Annotated in this window: 16 protein-coding genes; 11 read left to right on the plus strand and 5 right to left on the minus strand. The window is 59.5% G+C overall.

The features are described 5' to 3' along the window. The first annotated feature begins 118 nt into the window (after positions 1-118). Both JFT44_RS00900 and JFT44_RS00905 read left to right on the plus strand, forming a co-directional pair. Positions 119-2,557, plus strand: coding sequence for a Lon protease family protein (locus tag JFT44_RS00900; protein WP_115129040.1), 2,439 nt, complete (start codon positions 119-121; stop codon positions 2,555-2,557). A 215-nt stretch (positions 2,558-2,772) separates the two neighbouring features. Then, complete coding sequence (locus JFT44_RS00905) at positions 2,773-3,093, plus strand: hypothetical protein (RefSeq protein ID WP_057958387.1); 321 nt, start codon at positions 2,773-2,775, stop codon at positions 3,091-3,093. Positions 3,094-3,101: 8 nt separating this feature from the next. On the opposite strand, the gene JFT44_RS00910 is transcribed toward JFT44_RS00905, so the two are convergent. Next, positions 3,102-4,922: a hypothetical protein gene (locus tag JFT44_RS00910; RefSeq protein ID WP_120734173.1), complete on the minus strand. Its 1,821-nt coding sequence runs from the start codon at positions 4,920-4,922 to the stop codon at positions 3,102-3,104. A gap of 164 nt (positions 4,923-5,086) precedes the next feature. On the opposite strand from JFT44_RS00910, the gene JFT44_RS00915 reads away from it, so the two are divergent. Together JFT44_RS00915 and JFT44_RS00920 are read left to right on the plus strand one after the other, a co-directional pair. Next, positions 5,087-5,575: a TIGR00645 family protein gene (locus JFT44_RS00915; protein ID WP_057441112.1), complete on the plus strand. Its 489-nt coding sequence runs from the start codon at positions 5,087-5,089 to the stop codon at positions 5,573-5,575. A gap of 147 nt (positions 5,576-5,722) precedes the next feature. Continuing rightward, on the plus strand, positions 5,723-6,340 hold the full coding sequence (locus JFT44_RS00920) for an FKBP-type peptidyl-prolyl cis-trans isomerase (RefSeq protein ID WP_038443496.1): 618 nt from the start codon (positions 5,723-5,725) through the stop codon (positions 6,338-6,340). Positions 6,341-6,445: 105 nt separating this feature from the next. On the opposite strand, the gene JFT44_RS00925 is transcribed toward JFT44_RS00920, so the two are convergent. From JFT44_RS00925 to JFT44_RS00935, 3 genes are all read right to left on the minus strand, one after another. Beyond that, positions 6,446-6,703 carry a hypothetical protein gene (locus JFT44_RS00925; protein WP_038443494.1) on the minus strand — a complete coding sequence of 86 codons (258 nt, stop codon included), beginning with the start codon at positions 6,701-6,703 and terminating at the stop codon, positions 6,446-6,448. Positions 6,704-6,898: 195 nt separating this feature from the next. Beyond that, positions 6,899-7,240, minus strand: coding sequence for a zinc ribbon domain-containing protein YjdM (locus tag JFT44_RS00930; protein ID WP_115129038.1), 342 nt, complete (start codon positions 7,238-7,240; stop codon positions 6,899-6,901). A gap of 173 nt (positions 7,241-7,413) precedes the next feature. Further along, the gene (locus JFT44_RS00935) at positions 7,414-8,382 is read right to left on the minus strand and encodes a polyprenyl synthetase family protein (protein ID WP_032861875.1); all 969 of its coding nucleotides are present in this window, start codon (positions 8,380-8,382) and stop codon (positions 7,414-7,416) included. Between the two features lie 239 nt (positions 8,383-8,621). Here JFT44_RS00935 and rplU point away from each other — a divergent pair, with 239 nt between their 5' ends. From rplU to JFT44_RS00960, 5 genes are all read left to right on the plus strand, one after another. Then, complete coding sequence (rplU, locus tag JFT44_RS00940) at positions 8,622-8,936, plus strand: 50S ribosomal protein L21 (protein WP_003176051.1); 315 nt, start codon at positions 8,622-8,624, stop codon at positions 8,934-8,936. Between the two features lie 34 nt (positions 8,937-8,970). Then, a complete protein-coding gene (gene rpmA / locus JFT44_RS00945; RefSeq protein WP_029292052.1) occupies positions 8,971-9,228 on the plus strand; it encodes a 50S ribosomal protein L27 in 258 nt (85 codons plus the stop codon). A gap of 194 nt (positions 9,229-9,422) precedes the next feature. Next, a complete protein-coding gene (gene cgtA / locus JFT44_RS00950) occupies positions 9,423-10,646 on the plus strand; it encodes an Obg family GTPase CgtA (RefSeq protein ID WP_057441108.1) in 1,224 nt (407 codons plus the stop codon). Between the two features lie 123 nt (positions 10,647-10,769). Further along, the gene (gene proB, locus JFT44_RS00955) at positions 10,770-11,888 is read left to right on the plus strand and encodes a glutamate 5-kinase (protein WP_057441105.1); all 1,119 of its coding nucleotides are present in this window, start codon (positions 10,770-10,772) and stop codon (positions 11,886-11,888) included. Between the two features lie 13 nt (positions 11,889-11,901). Continuing rightward, a complete protein-coding gene (locus tag JFT44_RS00960) occupies positions 11,902-12,366 on the plus strand; it encodes a CreA family protein (RefSeq protein WP_057441103.1) in 465 nt (154 codons plus the stop codon). Positions 12,367-12,556: 190 nt separating this feature from the next. Here JFT44_RS00960 and rpsT read toward each other — a convergent pair whose 3' ends face one another. Then, positions 12,557-12,835: a 30S ribosomal protein S20 gene (rpsT, locus tag JFT44_RS00965; RefSeq protein ID WP_003215870.1), complete on the minus strand. Its 279-nt coding sequence runs from the start codon at positions 12,833-12,835 to the stop codon at positions 12,557-12,559. A gap of 253 nt (positions 12,836-13,088) precedes the next feature. On the opposite strand from rpsT, the gene murJ reads away from it, so the two are divergent. Both murJ and ribF read left to right on the plus strand, forming a co-directional pair. After that, a complete protein-coding gene (murJ, locus tag JFT44_RS00970) occupies positions 13,089-14,627 on the plus strand; it encodes a murein biosynthesis integral membrane protein MurJ (protein WP_115129037.1) in 1,539 nt (512 codons plus the stop codon). A gap of 118 nt (positions 14,628-14,745) precedes the next feature. Beyond that, entirely contained in the window at positions 14,746-15,684 is a 939-nt protein-coding gene (ribF, locus tag JFT44_RS00975; RefSeq protein WP_169989537.1) for a bifunctional riboflavin kinase/FAD synthetase, read from the plus strand. Positions 15,685-15,695: the final 11 nt, after the last annotated feature.

Genomic DNA, 15,695 nt, shown 5'->3' on the forward strand with positions numbered 1-15,695 from the left:
GACTGGTTTTTTTGCAGGCGGCATCCCGTGTCTATGCTTTACCTCAGTCGTGCCTTGCCAGCCGGCTACGCACGGCGCCAGAATGCCGCCATTGCCCCGCCTGATGTAAGGAAGCCCGATGCCTGATCCTGTTGCTGCCAGCTTGCGTCTAGCGCCCGAAGCGCTGACCCGTCCTTTCTCCGCTGAACAGTTCAGCTTCTCGACCACCAATGATTTGGAGCCCTTTCGCGGTGTGCTTGGCCAGGAACGCGCGGTTGAAGCCTTGCAGTTCGGTGTGGCCATGCCGCGCCCCGGTTACAACGTATTTGTCATGGGCGAGCCCGGTACCGGCCGTTTCTCGTTCGTCAAACGCTACCTCAAGGCCGAAGGCAAGCGCCTGCAGACCCCGGCAGACTGGGTCTACGTCAATAACTTCGACGAGCCCCGCGAGCCCCGCGCCCTGGAGTTGCCTGCGGGCGGTGCGGCGCCCTTTATCGCCGATATCAGTGGCCTGATCGACAACCTCGTCGCCACCTTTCCGGCAGTGTTCGAGCACCCAACGTATCAACAGCGCAAAAGTGCCATCGACCGTGCCTTCAACCAGCGCTACGACCGTGCCCTGGATGTGATCGAGCGCCTGGCCCTGGAAAAGGACGTGGCGCTGTACCGTGACAGCACCAACATCGCGTTTACCCCGATGCTCGATGGCAAGGCCCTGGACGAGGCCGAGTTCTCGCAGTTGCCGGAAGCCGACCGCGAGCGTTTCCACACGGATATTTCCGCGTTGGAAGAGCGCCTCAACGAAGAACTCGCCAGCTTGCCGCAGTGGAAGCGCGAGTCCAACAACCAGATGCGCCATTTCAACGAAGAGACCATCACCCTGGCCTTGCAGCCGTTGCTGGCGCCGTTGTCGGAAAAGTACGCCGAGAACGCCGGGGTGTGCGGCTACCTGCAAGCCATGCAGGTCTATCTGCTCAAGACCGTGGTCGAGCTGCTGGTGGATGACGCGAAAACCGACGCCCAGGCGCGCAAGTTGCTCGAAGAGCAGTACTGCCCGAGCCTGGTGGTAGGCCATCCGCTCAATGGTGGGGCGCCGGTGGTGTTCGAACCGCACCCGACCTACGACAACCTGTTTGGCCGTATCGAATACAGCACTGACCAGGGCGCGCTTTACACCACCTATCGCCAGCTGCGCCCGGGGGCGTTGCACCGCGCCAACGGTGGTTTCCTGATCCTCGAAGCCGAGAAGATGCTCAGCGAGCCATTTGTCTGGGATGCGCTCAAGCGAGCCCTGCAATCGCGCAAGCTGAAGATGGAGTCGCCCCTGGGCGAGTTGGGCCGCCTGGCCACTGTGACCCTCAACCCACAAGTGATCCCGTTGCAGGTCAAGGTCATCATCATCGGCGCCCGTTCGCTGTACTACACCCTGCAAGACCTGGATCCGGACTTCCAGGAGATGTTCCGGGTGCTGGTGGATTTCGATGAAGATATCCCGATGGTTGATGAGAGCCTGGAGCAATTCGCCCAGTTGCTCAAAACCCGCACCTCGGAAGAAGGCATGGCGCCGCTGACCTCGGATGCCGTGGCGCGGCTGGCGACCTACAGCGCCCGCCTGGCGGAGCACCAGGCGCGCTTGTCGGCGCGGATCGGCGACCTGTTCCAACTGGTCAGCGAGGCGGACTTCATCCGCCACCTGGCGGGCGACGAACGCACCGACGCCGGGCATATCGAGCGTGCACTGAAAGCCAAGGCCACGCGCACCGGGCGGGTCTCGGCGCGGATTCTCGACGACATGCTCGCCGGGGTAATCCTCATCGACACGGCGGGTGCCGCAGTGGGCAAATGCAACGGGCTGACCGTGCTGGAGGTCGGTGATTCGGCGTTCGGTGTGCCTGCGCGGATTTCCGCCACGGTGTACCCCGGCGGCAGCGGCATCGTCGATATCGAGCGCGAGGTCAACCTCGGCCAGCCGATCCACTCCAAGGGCGTGATGATCCTCACCGGTTACCTGGGCAGCCGTTATGCCCAGGAATTCCCCCTGGCGATCTCCGCAAGTATCGCCCTGGAGCAATCCTACGGTTATGTCGATGGCGACAGCGCTTCGTTGGGCGAGGCCTGCACGTTGATTTCGGCACTGTCGAAGACGCCGCTCAAGCAGTGCTTTGCCATCACCGGCTCGATCAACCAGTTCGGCGAAGTGCAGGCGGTGGGTGGGGTCAACGAGAAGATCGAAGGTTTCTTCCGCCTGTGCGAGGCCCGTGGTTTGACCGGGGAGCAGGGTGCGATCATTCCCCAGGCCAACGTCGCGACGTTGATGCTCGACGAGAAGGTCTTGCAGGCGGTAAGGCAAGGGCAGTTCCACGTGTATGCCGTGCGCCAGGCCGACGAAGCCTTGAGCCTGTTGGTGGGCGAGCCAGCCGGTGAGCCGGATGCCGAAGGGCAATTCCCCGAGGGCAGCGTCAATGCCCGCGTGGTTGAGCGTCTGCGGGCCATTGCCGAGATGATCAGCGAAGAAGACCTCAAGGAGGCGGAAAAGGAGCTGGCGCAGCAGGCGTTGGCCGCAGCCAAGCCAAGCTGAGGTTTCCACTGTAGGTGCGCGAGCTTGCTCGCCCCTACAGACAGCGTGTCATGATTTTGACTGGGTTTTTCGGGACCAACCGCCGTTGGTCCCTACGGCCTTGGTTTGTACCGGTTTTCTTCTATTCTCAGCTCTAGGGATAGCTACAGGGGTCATGGGATAGAGACAGCCTTGTGTCTGGAGGCTGAACACCGGATCTACCGAGGGTCGCCGCCATGCCGCGCAGCCTTTGCCTCACTCGCCAGTGCCTGGGCCTGGTCACCCGAATTGAATGTTCCATTCGCCCTCTTGCGGGGGATACCGGGATGTGGACATTGTTATTTGCCGCCGGAATGACCGGCGAGCAGCCCTCGACCATCAAGTCCCAGGGGCCCTTCCCTGGGCCGTTCGTCGCAGAAAATATGCTGGAATCCATCGTGCAAAGCCTGACCCTGCACGGCTATGAACTGGCCGACGATCCGCAGATATGGTGTCTGCACCTGCAGGCACACCTGCGCCAGCTCAATGGCGGGCGGGTTCATGCGGTTCACCTCTAGCCCACGGCTTATTTGGTCTCGGGCTTGTCCAGCTTGACCTCAAAGCCGTATTGCAGCGTGTTCAGCGCAGTGCGCTGGTAGGTTTCAAGCACGGTCGGCTGGCCATAAAAGTAATGCACGTCAAACAGTGCGGTGCCGTATTCCTCGGCGCGGTGGCTGACGCCTAGGATTTCCTTCAGGTAGTTGCCGCTGGCGTCCTTGGCAAAGAACCGCCAGCTGTCGGAAGGGAACAGCGCCTGGTCGACGATCAGGGCGTTATCTTTCAGCAACAGGCCCTTGGGCAAGTGCGTGGTGTCGAGGGTGTTTTTTTCGATCGTGGCCAGGAACAGCGGGATGGATCCCACCGCATAGGCCGGGGTTTCCGGGAATAAATTGAGATCGTAGGTGATGGCGCCGCGCCATGGGTCGACTTCAAAGGCTTCGGTGGGCAACTCGATGGGTTCCCCGCGGTTGCCTTCATCATCTGCGGTAAAGAACGTCAGCGGGGCGTCGCTGCTGGTGCGTGTCGAGCCGACCAGGTCGTCATTGAAGGTGAAAGGGTGGTCGAAGGTGATGTGGGCGGCGCTGGCGTCCTCTACTGACTGGCTGATGGTGATGCTGCTTTTGAGCTGGTCTTCGGAGAGCGTGGCACTTTTGAGCCAGTCCGCAGCTTGGTCGTCATACACGGTGACCGGCATGGGCAGGCCCTGGACGGTCTTTTCCAGGCTGTTCTTGTCGAAGCGCCGTACAGGCAGCTCCAGATCCTTATGGGTGACTGTCGCGTCGGAGAAATCCAGCACGTTGACCTGCAGCGTATCGATCACCCCATTGAAGTAGACCTTGGCATAGTGGCTGGCCTGCTTTTGCTCAAAGGCTTTTTGCGCGTCTTCCAACTGTTTTTCAAAGGCCTCGGACCAGGTGTTCTGCTTGCGCATCTGTGCCAGTTGCTGCTCGTAGAAGGCGACCTGGGCGGCACTTTCGTTGATCGAACCGGAGCGGGAAAGAAACTGCCCCGTGGTGTCCCGGGCCTGGACCAGCAGCGGGTTGGGTGATTCATCTGCCACTTGTGGCGCCAGGGGGCTGGTGTTGCTCAGCTCGATCTCTGCGTAGTTGTTTTCCAGGGCCAGCAGGGTCAGCGTGATGTTTTCCTGAGTGCGTTTCTGGCCCACGTCCTGGCGGGTCAGGTCGAAGGCCAGGACTTTACTCGGGGCAATCACCTCGACCTGGCCTTTGAGCATGACAGGCTGCGGCTGGCTCTTGTTGTCCGTCTCGATACCTTCGATAAACGGATAGGTCACGGTCAGGTCGTCCGGGTTGGTCAGGTTGGAGCTGCTGGGGCTCAACTGAATGCCGGGGTCGGTTTCCGACCATTCCGGCTGGAACGGGATGATCTTGTTGTTGCTCAGGGTCACCGACTGCCATTCCAGGCCATGGGGAAAGGGGAATTGGTCCGGCATATTGAAACTGAACGGGAACACCGGTTGCAGATCGGTCAGGTAGTCCGAGTGCGAGTTCTTGCGCAGGACAAACAGCCCGTTGATGTAGGTATCTACCAGGGCTTGCGGGGTAGGGTAGTGGGCAAGCACGGCCAGGGCGTTTTCCCCGTACTCGGTCTCGACAGGCCTGGTGTCGAGCTTGATGCGCGCCCGCTCCAGTAGCAGCAGCGAGCCGCCCAGTTCGCCTACGGCCTCTTTGAGGCGGGGATCCTGGATGGTGTCCAGGGACTGTTCGAACTGGGCGGTTTTTTCTTCGAGAGTGGCTTGCTTGTGCTCGTCGCTGGGGGAGCAGCCGCTGGCCGCCAGCAATGCCACACACAGGCCAAGACTGGCCAAGGGAGATCGCACATCCATTATTTGAGATTCCTGTCCGGCAGCATCGAGCCACGTTGATGGGGCCGACACTAGCAGAAAAATTGTCTTACAGAAGCGCTACAGGTCAGTTTCCGGGTGGTTATGGCGCGATGCGCGCGGCTGATATACTCGCCGCCATTTCTAGCCAAGCTGTGTGAGATTCCATGGAACGCTTTATCGAAAATGCAATGTACGCCTCCCGCTGGCTGCTGGCGCCGATCTATTTCGGCTTGTCCCTCGGGCTGCTGGCGTTGGCGCTGAAATTCTTCCAGGAAGTGATCCATCTGCTGCCCAATGTCTTTGCGATGGCCGAGTCGGAGCTGATCCTGGTGCTGCTGTCGTTGATCGACATGGCCCTGGTGGGTGGCTTGCTGGTGATGGTGATGATCTCCGGCTACGAGAATTTCGTCTCGCAACTGGATATCGACGACAACAAGGAAAAGCTCAACTGGCTGGGCACCATGGACTCTTCGTCGCTGAAGATGAAAGTGGCGGCCTCCATCGTGGCGATTTCCTCGATCCACCTGCTGCGTATCTTCATGGATGCCAAGAATGTCGATCCACAGCATCTGATGTGGTACGTGATCATTCACATGACCTTCGTGATCTCGGCGTTTGCCATGGGCTACCTGGATAAACTCACCAAGCATTGATCCGCGCCGAACGCCTGTTTGCCTGGGATTTTGGGCTGATCAAGCGTAGGGCGAGTGTGCTAGTCTGCTCGCCCTTTTAGTTTGGATGACACGCAAGAAACTGCGCTTTTGCAGGATCTTGGGTTTGTCCTACAGCGGAGCCTTTCCATGTCCGAAGTCAATCTGTCCACCGACGAAACCCGCGTCAGCTACGGCATTGGCCGTCAGTTGGGTGACCAACTGCGCGACAACCCGCCACCGGGCGTCAGCCTGGACGCGATCCTGGCCGGTCTGACCGACGCGTTCGGCGGCAAGCCAAGCCGTGTTGACCAGGAACAAATGGCTGCCAGCTTCAAAGTGATCCGCGACATCATGCAAGCCGAAGCAGCCGCCAAGGCTGAAGCGGCCGCGGGTGCTGGCCTGGCTTTCCTGGCTGAAAACGCCAAGCGTGACGGCATCACCACCCTGGCTTCCGGCCTGCAATTTGAAGTGCTGACCGCTGGCGACGGCGCCAAGCCGACCCGTGAAGACCAGGTGCGTACCCACTACCATGGCACCCTGATCGACGGCACTGTGTTCGACAGCTCCTACGAGCGTGGCCAGCCGGCAGAATTCCCGGTCGGCGGCGTGATCGCTGGCTGGACCGAAGCCCTGCAACTGATGAATGCCGGCAGCAAATGGCGCCTGTACGTGCCGAGCGAACTGGCTTACGGCGCACAAGGCGTTGGCAGCATCCCGCCGCACAGCGTTCTGGTATTTGACGTCGAGCTGCTCGACGTTCTGTAAGACCCGCTGCAGGTTACGCCTGGCTCTCTATAGGGCCGGGCTTGTGTGGGGGCTGGCTTGCCTGCATCGCGAGCAAGCCAGTTTCCACATAAAGCGGGTAGTGGCTCATGGGTGAAACTTGCCATTGAGCTCCGTCACCGGGCGCAACGCTCGGGCATAGCAGAACAGAAACAGATTCCTCACCACCTCCTTCAGCACTCCAGGCTCACTGGAACTCAGGCCGTTGACGTCCAGATCGCCCTGGTCCTGCAGTTCATTCAGCGCTTCTTCTTCCAGCACCGCACACACTTCGCCGGTTTCCCGATGAAGGATCCGCAGGTAAGGGTGCGGACGGTCCAGCCAGGCATCAATCAAATAAGTCATGGGTCGCATCTCCTTGAAAGGTTTCAATGAGAATAATTCTTATTCGTAGAATAGCAAGTGCCTATTGGCAATTTCCTGGTTTTTCGGAGTGGGCATTGTGCAAGGTCAGCAGGGCTGGCCTTTTGCTACTGGGGAGGTCATGGGGGGAGGGTGAAACGCCATCCCGCGTCAGGCGCGGGATGGGGGGCAGGCCGGTCAGACCTTGCGGACGAACTCGGACTTGAGCTTCATCGGGCCGATACCGTCGATCTTGCAGTCGATATCGTGGTCGCCATCGCACAGGCGGATGTTCTTGACCTTGGTGCCGACCTTGACCACCAGCGAGGTGCCCTTGACCTTGAGGTCCTTGATCACGGTGATGGTGTCGCCGTCTTGCAGGACGTTACCAACAGAGTCTTTTTTTACGGTTTCATCGCTGGTTGTTTCGGCTTCACCACCGGCGGACCACTCATGGGCGCATTCCGGGCAGATCAGCTGGGCGCCGTCTTCGTAGGTGTATTCGGAATTGCATTTTGGGCAGGGTGGCAACGTGCTCACTAAAGCTCCTTGAAAGTCAGGATGGCTAAAAGTCGCACATTATATAGGGTTTTGTCGGGGGGAGGGGCGATGCGGTCTAAATGTGGAAGCTGGCTTGCCTGCGATGCAGGCACCTCGGTCTATCAGCTGTAGCGAGGTGATGCTATCGCAGACAAGCCTGCTTCCACAGAGCGTTAGTGAGTACGGGCTACCGCAAACTCACTCAACTCCACCAGGGCATCCCGGTATTCGCTGGCTGGAAGGGCTTCCAGGCATTTGATGGCGCGGGCCACGTAGTCACGGGCCAGTTGTGCGGTGTAGTCGAGCGAGCCCGAGGCTTCCACGGCGGCGCGGATGCTTTCCAGGTCTTCGATGCCGCCTTTCTGGATCGCCTTGCGCACCAGTGCCGCTTGTTCCGGGGTGCCTTCGCGCATGGTGTAGATCAGCGGCAGGGTCGGCTTGCCTTCGGCCAGGTCGTCACCGACGTTCTTGCCCAGGGTTTCGGCGTCGCCGCGATAATCGAGCAGGTCATCCACCAACTGGAAGGCCACGCCCAGGTGATCGCCAAAGGTGCGCAGGGCTTCGGCCTGTTCGGCGGTCGCCTCGCACAGGGCGGCGGCGCTGTGGGTCGAGGCTTCGAAGAGCATCGCGGTCTTGCCGCGAATCACTTCCATGTAGGTTTCTTCGGTGGTGCTGGCGTCGCGTACCTTGGACAGTTGCAGCACTTCGCCTTCGGCGATGATGCGCGTGGCCTGGGACAGGATCTTCATCACCGGCATCGAGCCCAGCTCGACCATCATTTCGAACGAGCGCGAATACAGGAAGTCACCCACCAGCACGCTGGGCGCGTTGCCCCACATGGCATTGGCGGTCTCGCGACCCCGGCGCATGCCAGACATGTCGACCACGTCGTCGTGCAGCAGGGTGGCGGTGTGCAGGAACTCGATAGTGGCGGCCAGCAGGCGCAGGTCATCGCCTTCGCGGCCCAGGGCCTTGCCACACAGCAGCACTAATAAAGGACGCAGGCGTTTACCGCCGGCCGAAGTAATGTAGTCGCCAATTTTGGAGACCAGCGGCACTTTAGAAGTCAGCTGCTTCTTGATGATGCCGTCGACGGCGCTAAAATCGTCCGCCACCGCGCGGTAGAAAGCTTGGGGTTGCATCAGCGACAGTCGCTCCAGAAGGGTTGCGCGGCATGCTAGGACCCGCGCCCCTGGGTGTCAAGGCGCGATAGACGGCTACTTGCAAGCCTTCCACAGCTTGCGTACAATCGCGCACCCTGAACTTCCTGGGCAGCACCTGCCTTACGCAATTGCATTCGGGACGTCCATCCCATGCAGCCATGCCAGCCAATACCTCTTCTTATAAAGCGCTGGGTGAGCAGGATTATCGGAGAAATACCATGTCGTACGCAGTAATTGTTACTGGTGGCAAGCAATACAAGGTCGCCCCAGGTGAATACCTGAAGATCGAAAAACTGGAAATCGCTACCGGCGAATCCGTTACTTTTGATCGCGTTCTGTTGGTCGCCAATGGCGATGACGTGAACATCGGCGCTCCAGTTGTTGCTGGCGCTACCGTTGTGGCTGAAGTGATCTCCCAAGGTCGTCACGATAAAGTCCGCATCATCAAGTTCCGTCGTCGTAAGCACCACATGAAGCGTATGGGCCACCGCCAGTGGTACACCGAGATCAAAATCACCGGTATTCAGGCTTAATTTCAGCCTAATTCCTCACTAGGAGAATTGACTCATGGCACACAAAAAAGCTGGTGGTAGTACCCGTAACGGTCGCGACTCAGAAGCCAAACGCCTTGGCGTTAAGATGTATGGCGGCCAGAAAATCATTCCGGGCAACATCATCGTGCGTCAGCGCGGCACCCAATTCCACGCCGGTTACGGTGTAGGCATGGGTAAAGATCACACCCTCTTCGCGAAAATCGAAGGCGTGATCAAGTTTGAAGTAAAAGGCGCGTTCAACCGCCGTTACGTGAGCGTTGTCTCGGCTTAATTGCGAGCTCGCTGGAAAAGCCCTGTCTTGCGACGGGGCTTTTTCGTTTGTGGGGTGAGTCTCTTGCAAAGCTGTTTGTGGTGGGCGAAGGCAGCGGGATTTGCGGACGCTGATTGAGGTTGCTGCGCTCATTTTTGCAAGAGTCTTATGTCTTGGTTTCTTAAGCTCGTCCGTGCGGCGAGAGGCGTTTTGTTATGAAGTTCGTTGATGAAGTTTCGATCCGAGTAAAAGCTGGCGACGGCGGCAATGGTTGCATGAGTTTCCGTCGCGAAAAGTTCATCGAAAACGGTGGCCCGAACGGCGGCGACGGTGGTGATGGCGGTTCCATCTACATGATGGCCGACGAAAACCTCAATACCCTGGTGGACTACCGTTACACCCGGCACTTCGATGCCGAGCGCGGCTCCAACGGCGGCAGCACTGACTGCACCGGTAAAAAGGGTGAGGATCTGGTGCTGCGTGTGCCGGTCGGCACCACGATCATCGACTCTGCCACCCAGGAAGTGATTGGCGACCTGACCAAGGCCGGCCAGAAACTGATGGTTGTGCAGGGTGGTTGGCACGGTCTGGGTAACACCCGATTCAAGTCCAGTACCAACCGTGCGCCGCGCCAGACCACGCCGGGCAAGCCGGGCGAGCAGCGTGACCTGAAGCTGGAAATGAAAGTGCTGGCGGATGTGGGCCTGCTGGGTCTGCCAAACGCGGGCAAAAGTACCTTCATTCGCTCGGTGTCGGCCGCTAAGCCGAAAGTTGCGGATTACCCGTTCACCACTCTGGTGCCAAACCTGGGTGTGGTCAGCGTCGATCGCTGGAAGAGCTTCGTGATCGCGGATATTCCGGGCCTGATCGAAGGTGCTTCCGATGGCGCGGGTCTGGGGATTCGCTTCCTCAAGCACTTGTCCCGTACCCGTCTGTTGCTGCACCTCGTCGACATGGCGCCGCTGGATGAAACCAGTGCGCCGGACGCGGCTGAAGTGATCGTCAACGAATTGACCAAGTTCAGTCCGTCCCTGGCTGAGCGTGATCGTTGGCTGGTGCTGAACAAGTGCGACCAGATCCTCGAGGAAGAGCACGAAGAGCGGGTCAAGGAAATCGTTGACCGCCTGCAGTGGGAAGGTCCGGTCTACGTGATCTCCGCCATTGCCAAAGAAGGCACTGAGCGTTTGACCCGCGACATCATGCGTTACCTGGAAGATCGTGCTGATCGCCTGGCTGCCGACCCGGCCTACAAGGCTGAATTGGCTGACCTCGACCAGCGTATCGAAGACGAGGCGCGTGCCCAGTTGCAGGCGCTGGATGATCAGCGTGCCCTGCGTCGCAGTGGCGTCAAGTCGGTCCATGACATCGGTGACGATGATTGGGACGAGGAAGATGTGGATGATGAAGATGGTCCAGAAATCATTTACGTGCGTGACTGATCTGTTGCGATAAACTTAAGCGCCGCTCAATCGAGCGGCGTTTTAGTATCTGGAAATCGGTAGTCACGAATAACGTTATGGGCGGCGCTGGGTCGCGTGGCCCTCAATCTAAGGTTGAAGATGATGCGGAGCAAAGTGACGGGTGCGCAACGCTGGGTCGTAAAGATCGGGAGTGCGCTGCTGACGGCGGATGGCAAGGGGCTGGATCGTGCAGCCATGAGCGTCTGGGTTGAACAGATGGTGGCCTTGCATGAGGCAGGTGTCGAGTTGGTGCTGGTGTCGTCCGGGGCGGTTGCCGCCGGGATGAGCCGCCTTGGCTGGACCGCGCGACCCAGCGCGATGCATGAGTTGCAGGCCGCTGCTGCGATTGGTCAGATGGGGTTGGTGCAGGCCTGGGAATCCAGTTTTGCCGAGCACGGCCGCCATACCGCGCAGATTCTGCTGACCCATGACGATCTGTCCGACCGCAAGCGCTACCTCAATGCCCGTAGCACCTTGCGTGCCCTGGTCGAGCTCAAGGTGATCCCGGTGATCAACGAGAACGACACCGTGGTGACCGACGAAATCCGCTTTGGCGATAACGACACCCTGGCGGCCCTGGTGGCCAACCTGGTGGAGGCTGACCTGCTGGTGATACTCACGGATCGCGATGGCATGTTTGACGCCGATCCGCGCAACAATCCTGACGCTCAGCTGATTTACGAAGCGCGGGCCGATGATCCGGCGCTCGATGCGGTGGCGGGCAGTGTCGGTGGTGCATTGGGGCGTGGTGGCATGCAGACCAAGCTACGCGCGGCGCGCCTGGCGGCCCGTTCGGGTGCCCATACCATCATCGTCGGCGGGCGCCTGGAGCGCGTGCTGGATCGCCTCAAGGCAGGCGAGCGCATCGGCACATTGCTGTCGCCCGAGCGTGGCATGCTGGCGGCGCGTAAGCAGTGGCTGGCTGGCCATCTGCAGACCCGTGGCACCCTGGTGCTGGATGCGGGTGCGGTGTCGGCGCTGTCCCAGGGCAACAAGAGCTTGTTGCCGGTAGGCGTCAAGCTGGTTCAGGGTAGCTTCCGGCGCGGTGAAATGGTGGTGTGTGTCGCGCCGGACGGTCGTGAGATTGCCCGTGGGCTGGCCAACTACAGTGCCCTTGAGGCGCAGAAAATCATTGGGCAGTCGTCTGAGTCGATTGTCGGTCTGTTGGGTTACATGGCTGAGCCGGAACTGGTTCACCGCGATAACCTGATTCTGGTCTAAAGGGAAAATTGCGATGCGCGTAATGAAGGGGTTGCTGGGGCTGCTGATGGCGATGCCGCTGCTGGCTTCGGCCGAAGAGATTGGCCAGGTGTCGACCGTGTTCAAGTTTGTCGGCCCCAATGATCGGATCGTGGTCGAGGCTTTTGATGATCCCAAGGTAGAGGGCGTGACTTGCTACCTGTCTCGCGCCAAGACGGGTGGGGTGAAGGGTGGTCTGGGCTTGGCCGAGGATCGTGCCGAGGCATCCATTGCCTGTCGTCAGGTGGGGCCGATTCGCTTCAAGGGCGAGCTCAAGGATGGTGATGAGGTGTTCAAGGAGCGCACCTCGCTGGTGTTCAAGACCATGCAGGTGGTGCGTTTCCTCGACAAGAAGCGCAATACCCTGGTGTACCTGGTCTACAGCGACCGTCTGATCGAAGGCAGCCCGCAGAATGCGGTGACGGCGATTCCAATCCTGCCGTGGCCTGGCGCGCAATAAGCCTGGCAGCTCCGCTCTGCTTTATGTGGGGGCTGGCTTGCCTGCGATAGCGGTTTAACAGTCGACATCAATGTTGAGTGTTATGTATCCGTCGCGGGCAAGCCAGCTCCCACATTTGTTTTGGGGGAGGGCATAAATCGTAGGCAATAAAAAACCGACCCTGGGGTCGGTTTTTTAACAAGCTTATCGCTTAGGCTGCAGCAGCAAGGTTCAGAGCCTTGATGTGGCCATTCAGACGACCTTTATGGCGAGCAGCTTTGTTCTTGTGGATGATGCCTTTATCGGCCATACGGTCGATAACTGGCACGGCCAGAACGTAAGCAGCTTGAGCTTTTTCAGCGTCTTTTGCGTCAATGGCCTTAACTACATTCTTGATGTAGGTACGAACCATGGAACGCAGGCTGGCGTTGTGGCTGCGACGCTTCTCAGCCTGTTTTGCACGTTTTTTGGCGGAAGGTGTGTTGGCCACCGTCGAGCTCCTCGAAAGACTTTTTAGGAAATAGCAAACAAAATAGGCCGCGAATCATGCCGATGAGTTGAAGTCTTGTCAAGGGCGGCTGATGCGAACTGCTGAGTGGTCGATCTGAAGAGGCGGGTGATTTATTTCCGGCGCTTGACCTGTAAACTCGCGAGCTTTGGCTCTGTGCTGTTGCAGGCGCGCAGTATCGCATAAGTAGGCGCTTTGTTCGCCTGCTCTTTATCTATAGGCAAAAACTCTTTCAATGAATCTGCTCAAGTCGTTGGCCGCCGTCAGCTCGATCACCATGATTTCCCGGGTTCTGGGGTTTGTGCGTGACACCCTCATCGCACGTATTTTTGGCGCGAGCATGGCCACGGATGCCTTCTTTATCGCGTTCAAACTGCCCAACCTGCTGCGGCGGATCTTCGCCGAGGGCGCGTTTTCCCAGGCGTTCGTGCCGATCCTGGCGGAATACAAGACCCAGCAGGGCGAGGAGGCCACCCGCACCTTTATCGCCTATGTCTCGGGCCTGCTGACCCTGGTGCTGATGCTGGTGACCGTCGCCGGGATGCTCGCTGCGCCCTGGATTATCTGGGCCACGGCGCCCGGGTTTGCCAACACTCCGGAAAAATTCGCCCTGACCAGTGATCTGTTGCGGGTGACCTTTCCTTATATATTGCTGATTTCCCTGTCTTCCCTGGCGGGCGCGATCCTCAATACCTGGAACCGGTTCTCGGTGCCGGCGTTTGTGCCGACCCTGCTTAACGTCAGCATGATCATCTTTGCCCTGTTCCTCACGCCGTACTTCGATCCGCCGGTGATGGCGCTCGGCTGGGCGGTGCTGGCCGGTGGCCTGGCGCAACTGTTGTATCAACTGCCGCACCTGAAAAAGATTGGCATGCTTGTGCTGCCGCGCCTGAACCTCAAGGACACGGGTGTGTGGCGGGTGATGAAAAACATGCTGCCGGCGATTCTCGGGGTATCGGTCAGCCAGATTTCCCTGATTATCAACACCGCATTCGCTTCGTTGCTGGTCTCCGGTTCCGTGTCGTGGATGTATTACGCCGATCGCCTGATGGAGTTGCCCTCCGGTGTGCTGGGCGTGGCGCTGGGTACCATTTTGCTGCCGACCCTGGCTCGCACCTATGCCAGCAAGGACCGCCACGAATACTCGCGTATTCTCGATTGGGGCCTGCGCCTGTGCTTTGTGCTGGTGCTGCCATGCTCCCTGGCCCTGGGGATCCTGGCCGAGCCGCTGACCGTTTCGCTGTTCCAGTACGGCCAGTTCAGCGCGTTCGACGCCTTGATGACCCAGCGTGCATTGGTCGCCTATTCGGTGGGGTTGCTGGGGATTATCGTGATCAAGGTCCTCGCGCCGGGCTTTTACGCCCAGCAAAACATCCGGACCCCGGTGAAAATTGCGATTTTCACCCTGGTGGTCACCCAGCTGTTCAACCTGATCTTCATCGGGCCGCTGGCTCACGCGGGCCTGGCCCTGGCGATCAGTGCCGGGGCGTGCATCAATGCCGGCCTGTTGTTCTATCAATTGCGCAAACAAAAAATGTACCAGCCGCAGCCAGGCTGGGGCATGTTCGCCCTCAAATTGCTGGTAGCGGTGGCGGTGATGTCAGCGGTATTGCTGGGGTTGATGCACTGGATGCCGGCGTGGGGCGAGGGGCAGATGCTTGAGCGATTCCTGCGCCTGGGCCTGCTGGTGGTGGCCGGGGTGATCGCCTACTTTGGCATGTTGCTGCTGCTGGGCTTCCGCCTGCGGGATTTCAATCGCAAGGCGCTGAATTGATCGCAATCAACAATAAGCCGGCTGTTTTTTCGATTCGAATCATTTGGCCTGTGCTGTTGCCTGTCGTCCGGGGCCGGGTGTGGTTATAATCGACCACTTTATGAGCAAGAAGCGCGTTATGCAGCTGGTTCGAGGTCTCCACAACCTGCGCCCCGAGCATCGGGGCTGCGTCGCCACTATTGGCAACTTTGACGGTGTTCACCGTGGCCACCAGGCGATCCTGGCGCGGCTGCGCGAGCGCGCAGTCGAGTTGGGCGTGCCCAGCTGCGTGGTGATTTTCGAGCCGCAGCCCCGTGAGTTCTTCACTCCCGAGACGGCTCCAGCCCGTTTGGCCCGCTTGCGGGACAAGCTGCAACTGCTGGCCGAAGAGGGCGTGGACCGGGTTCTGTGCCTGGCCTTCAACCAGCGTTTGCGCAGTCTCAGCGCCACCGAGTTCGTCGACCGTATCCTCGTCGATGGCTTGGGCGTGCAGCATCTGGAGGTCGGCGACGACTTCCGCTTCGGTTGCGACCGGGTAGGGGATTTCGATTTCCTGCAGCAGGCCGGCGTGACCCAGGGGTTTACTGTCGAAGCCGCGCAAACCGTCGAACTGGACGGCCTGCGCGTGAGTAGCACCCAGGTGCGAAATGCCTTGGCCGCTGCCGACTTCGCCTTGGCCGAGCGTTTGCTCGGTCGCCCGTTCCGGATTGCCGGGCGGGTCCTGCACGGCCAGAAGCTGGCGCGCCAACTGGGCACGCCAACCGCCAACGTGCAACTCAAGCGCCGTCGCGTGCCACTGACCGGGGTGTACCTGGTGAGTGTCGATATTGACGGTAAACCCTGGCCCGGAGTCGCCAATATAGGCGTCAGGCCAACGGTTGCAGGTGATGGCAAGGCCCACCTGGAAGTTCACCTTTTGGATTTTGCCGGGGATTTGTATGACCGGCGTTTGACGGTGGTTTTCCACCAAAAGCTGCGTGAAGAGCAGCGATTCGCCTCCCTGGAGGCGCTGAAAACGGCGATCAATGCGGATGTCGCCGCCGCCCGTGCACTAGCCGCACCTAGCGCCCATCGCTAATGAAGAGCCTT

Origin of the sequence: Pseudomonas sp. MF5691, from assembly GCF_016405645.1 — a bacterium.
GTDB lineage: Bacteria > Pseudomonadota > Gammaproteobacteria > Pseudomonadales > Pseudomonadaceae > Aquipseudomonas > Aquipseudomonas shahriarae.

Coding starts and splice junctions, on each gene's coding strand:
- JFT44_RS00925 (WP_038443494.1), bottom strand. CDS start 6,703: ATGACTTATTTGATTGATGCCTGGCTGGACCGTCCGCACCCTTACCTG.
- rpmA (WP_029292052.1), top strand. CDS start 8,971: ATGGCACACAAAAAAGCTGGTGGTAGTACCCGTAACGGTCGCGACTCA.
- JFT44_RS00905 (WP_057958387.1), top strand. CDS start 2,773: ATGCCGCGCAGCCTTTGCCTCACTCGCCAGTGCCTGGGCCTGGTCACC.
- ribF (WP_169989537.1), top strand. CDS start 14,746: ATGCAGCTGGTTCGAGGTCTCCACAACCTGCGCCCCGAGCATCGGGGC.
- cgtA (WP_057441108.1), top strand. CDS start 9,423: ATGAAGTTCGTTGATGAAGTTTCGATCCGAGTAAAAGCTGGCGACGGC.
- JFT44_RS00900 (WP_115129040.1), top strand. CDS start 119: ATGCCTGATCCTGTTGCTGCCAGCTTGCGTCTAGCGCCCGAAGCGCTG.
- rplU (WP_003176051.1), top strand. CDS start 8,622: ATGTCGTACGCAGTAATTGTTACTGGTGGCAAGCAATACAAGGTCGCC.
- JFT44_RS00910 (WP_120734173.1), bottom strand. CDS start 4,922: ATGGATGTGCGATCTCCCTTGGCCAGTCTTGGCCTGTGTGTGGCATTG.
- proB (WP_057441105.1), top strand. CDS start 10,770: ATGCGGAGCAAAGTGACGGGTGCGCAACGCTGGGTCGTAAAGATCGGG.
- JFT44_RS00920 (WP_038443496.1), top strand. CDS start 5,723: ATGTCCGAAGTCAATCTGTCCACCGACGAAACCCGCGTCAGCTACGGC.
- JFT44_RS00915 (WP_057441112.1), top strand. CDS start 5,087: ATGGAACGCTTTATCGAAAATGCAATGTACGCCTCCCGCTGGCTGCTG.
- JFT44_RS00935 (WP_032861875.1), bottom strand. CDS start 8,382: ATGCAACCCCAAGCTTTCTACCGCGCGGTGGCGGACGATTTTAGCGCC.
- murJ (WP_115129037.1), top strand. CDS start 13,089: ATGAATCTGCTCAAGTCGTTGGCCGCCGTCAGCTCGATCACCATGATT.
- JFT44_RS00960 (WP_057441103.1), top strand. CDS start 11,902: ATGCGCGTAATGAAGGGGTTGCTGGGGCTGCTGATGGCGATGCCGCTG.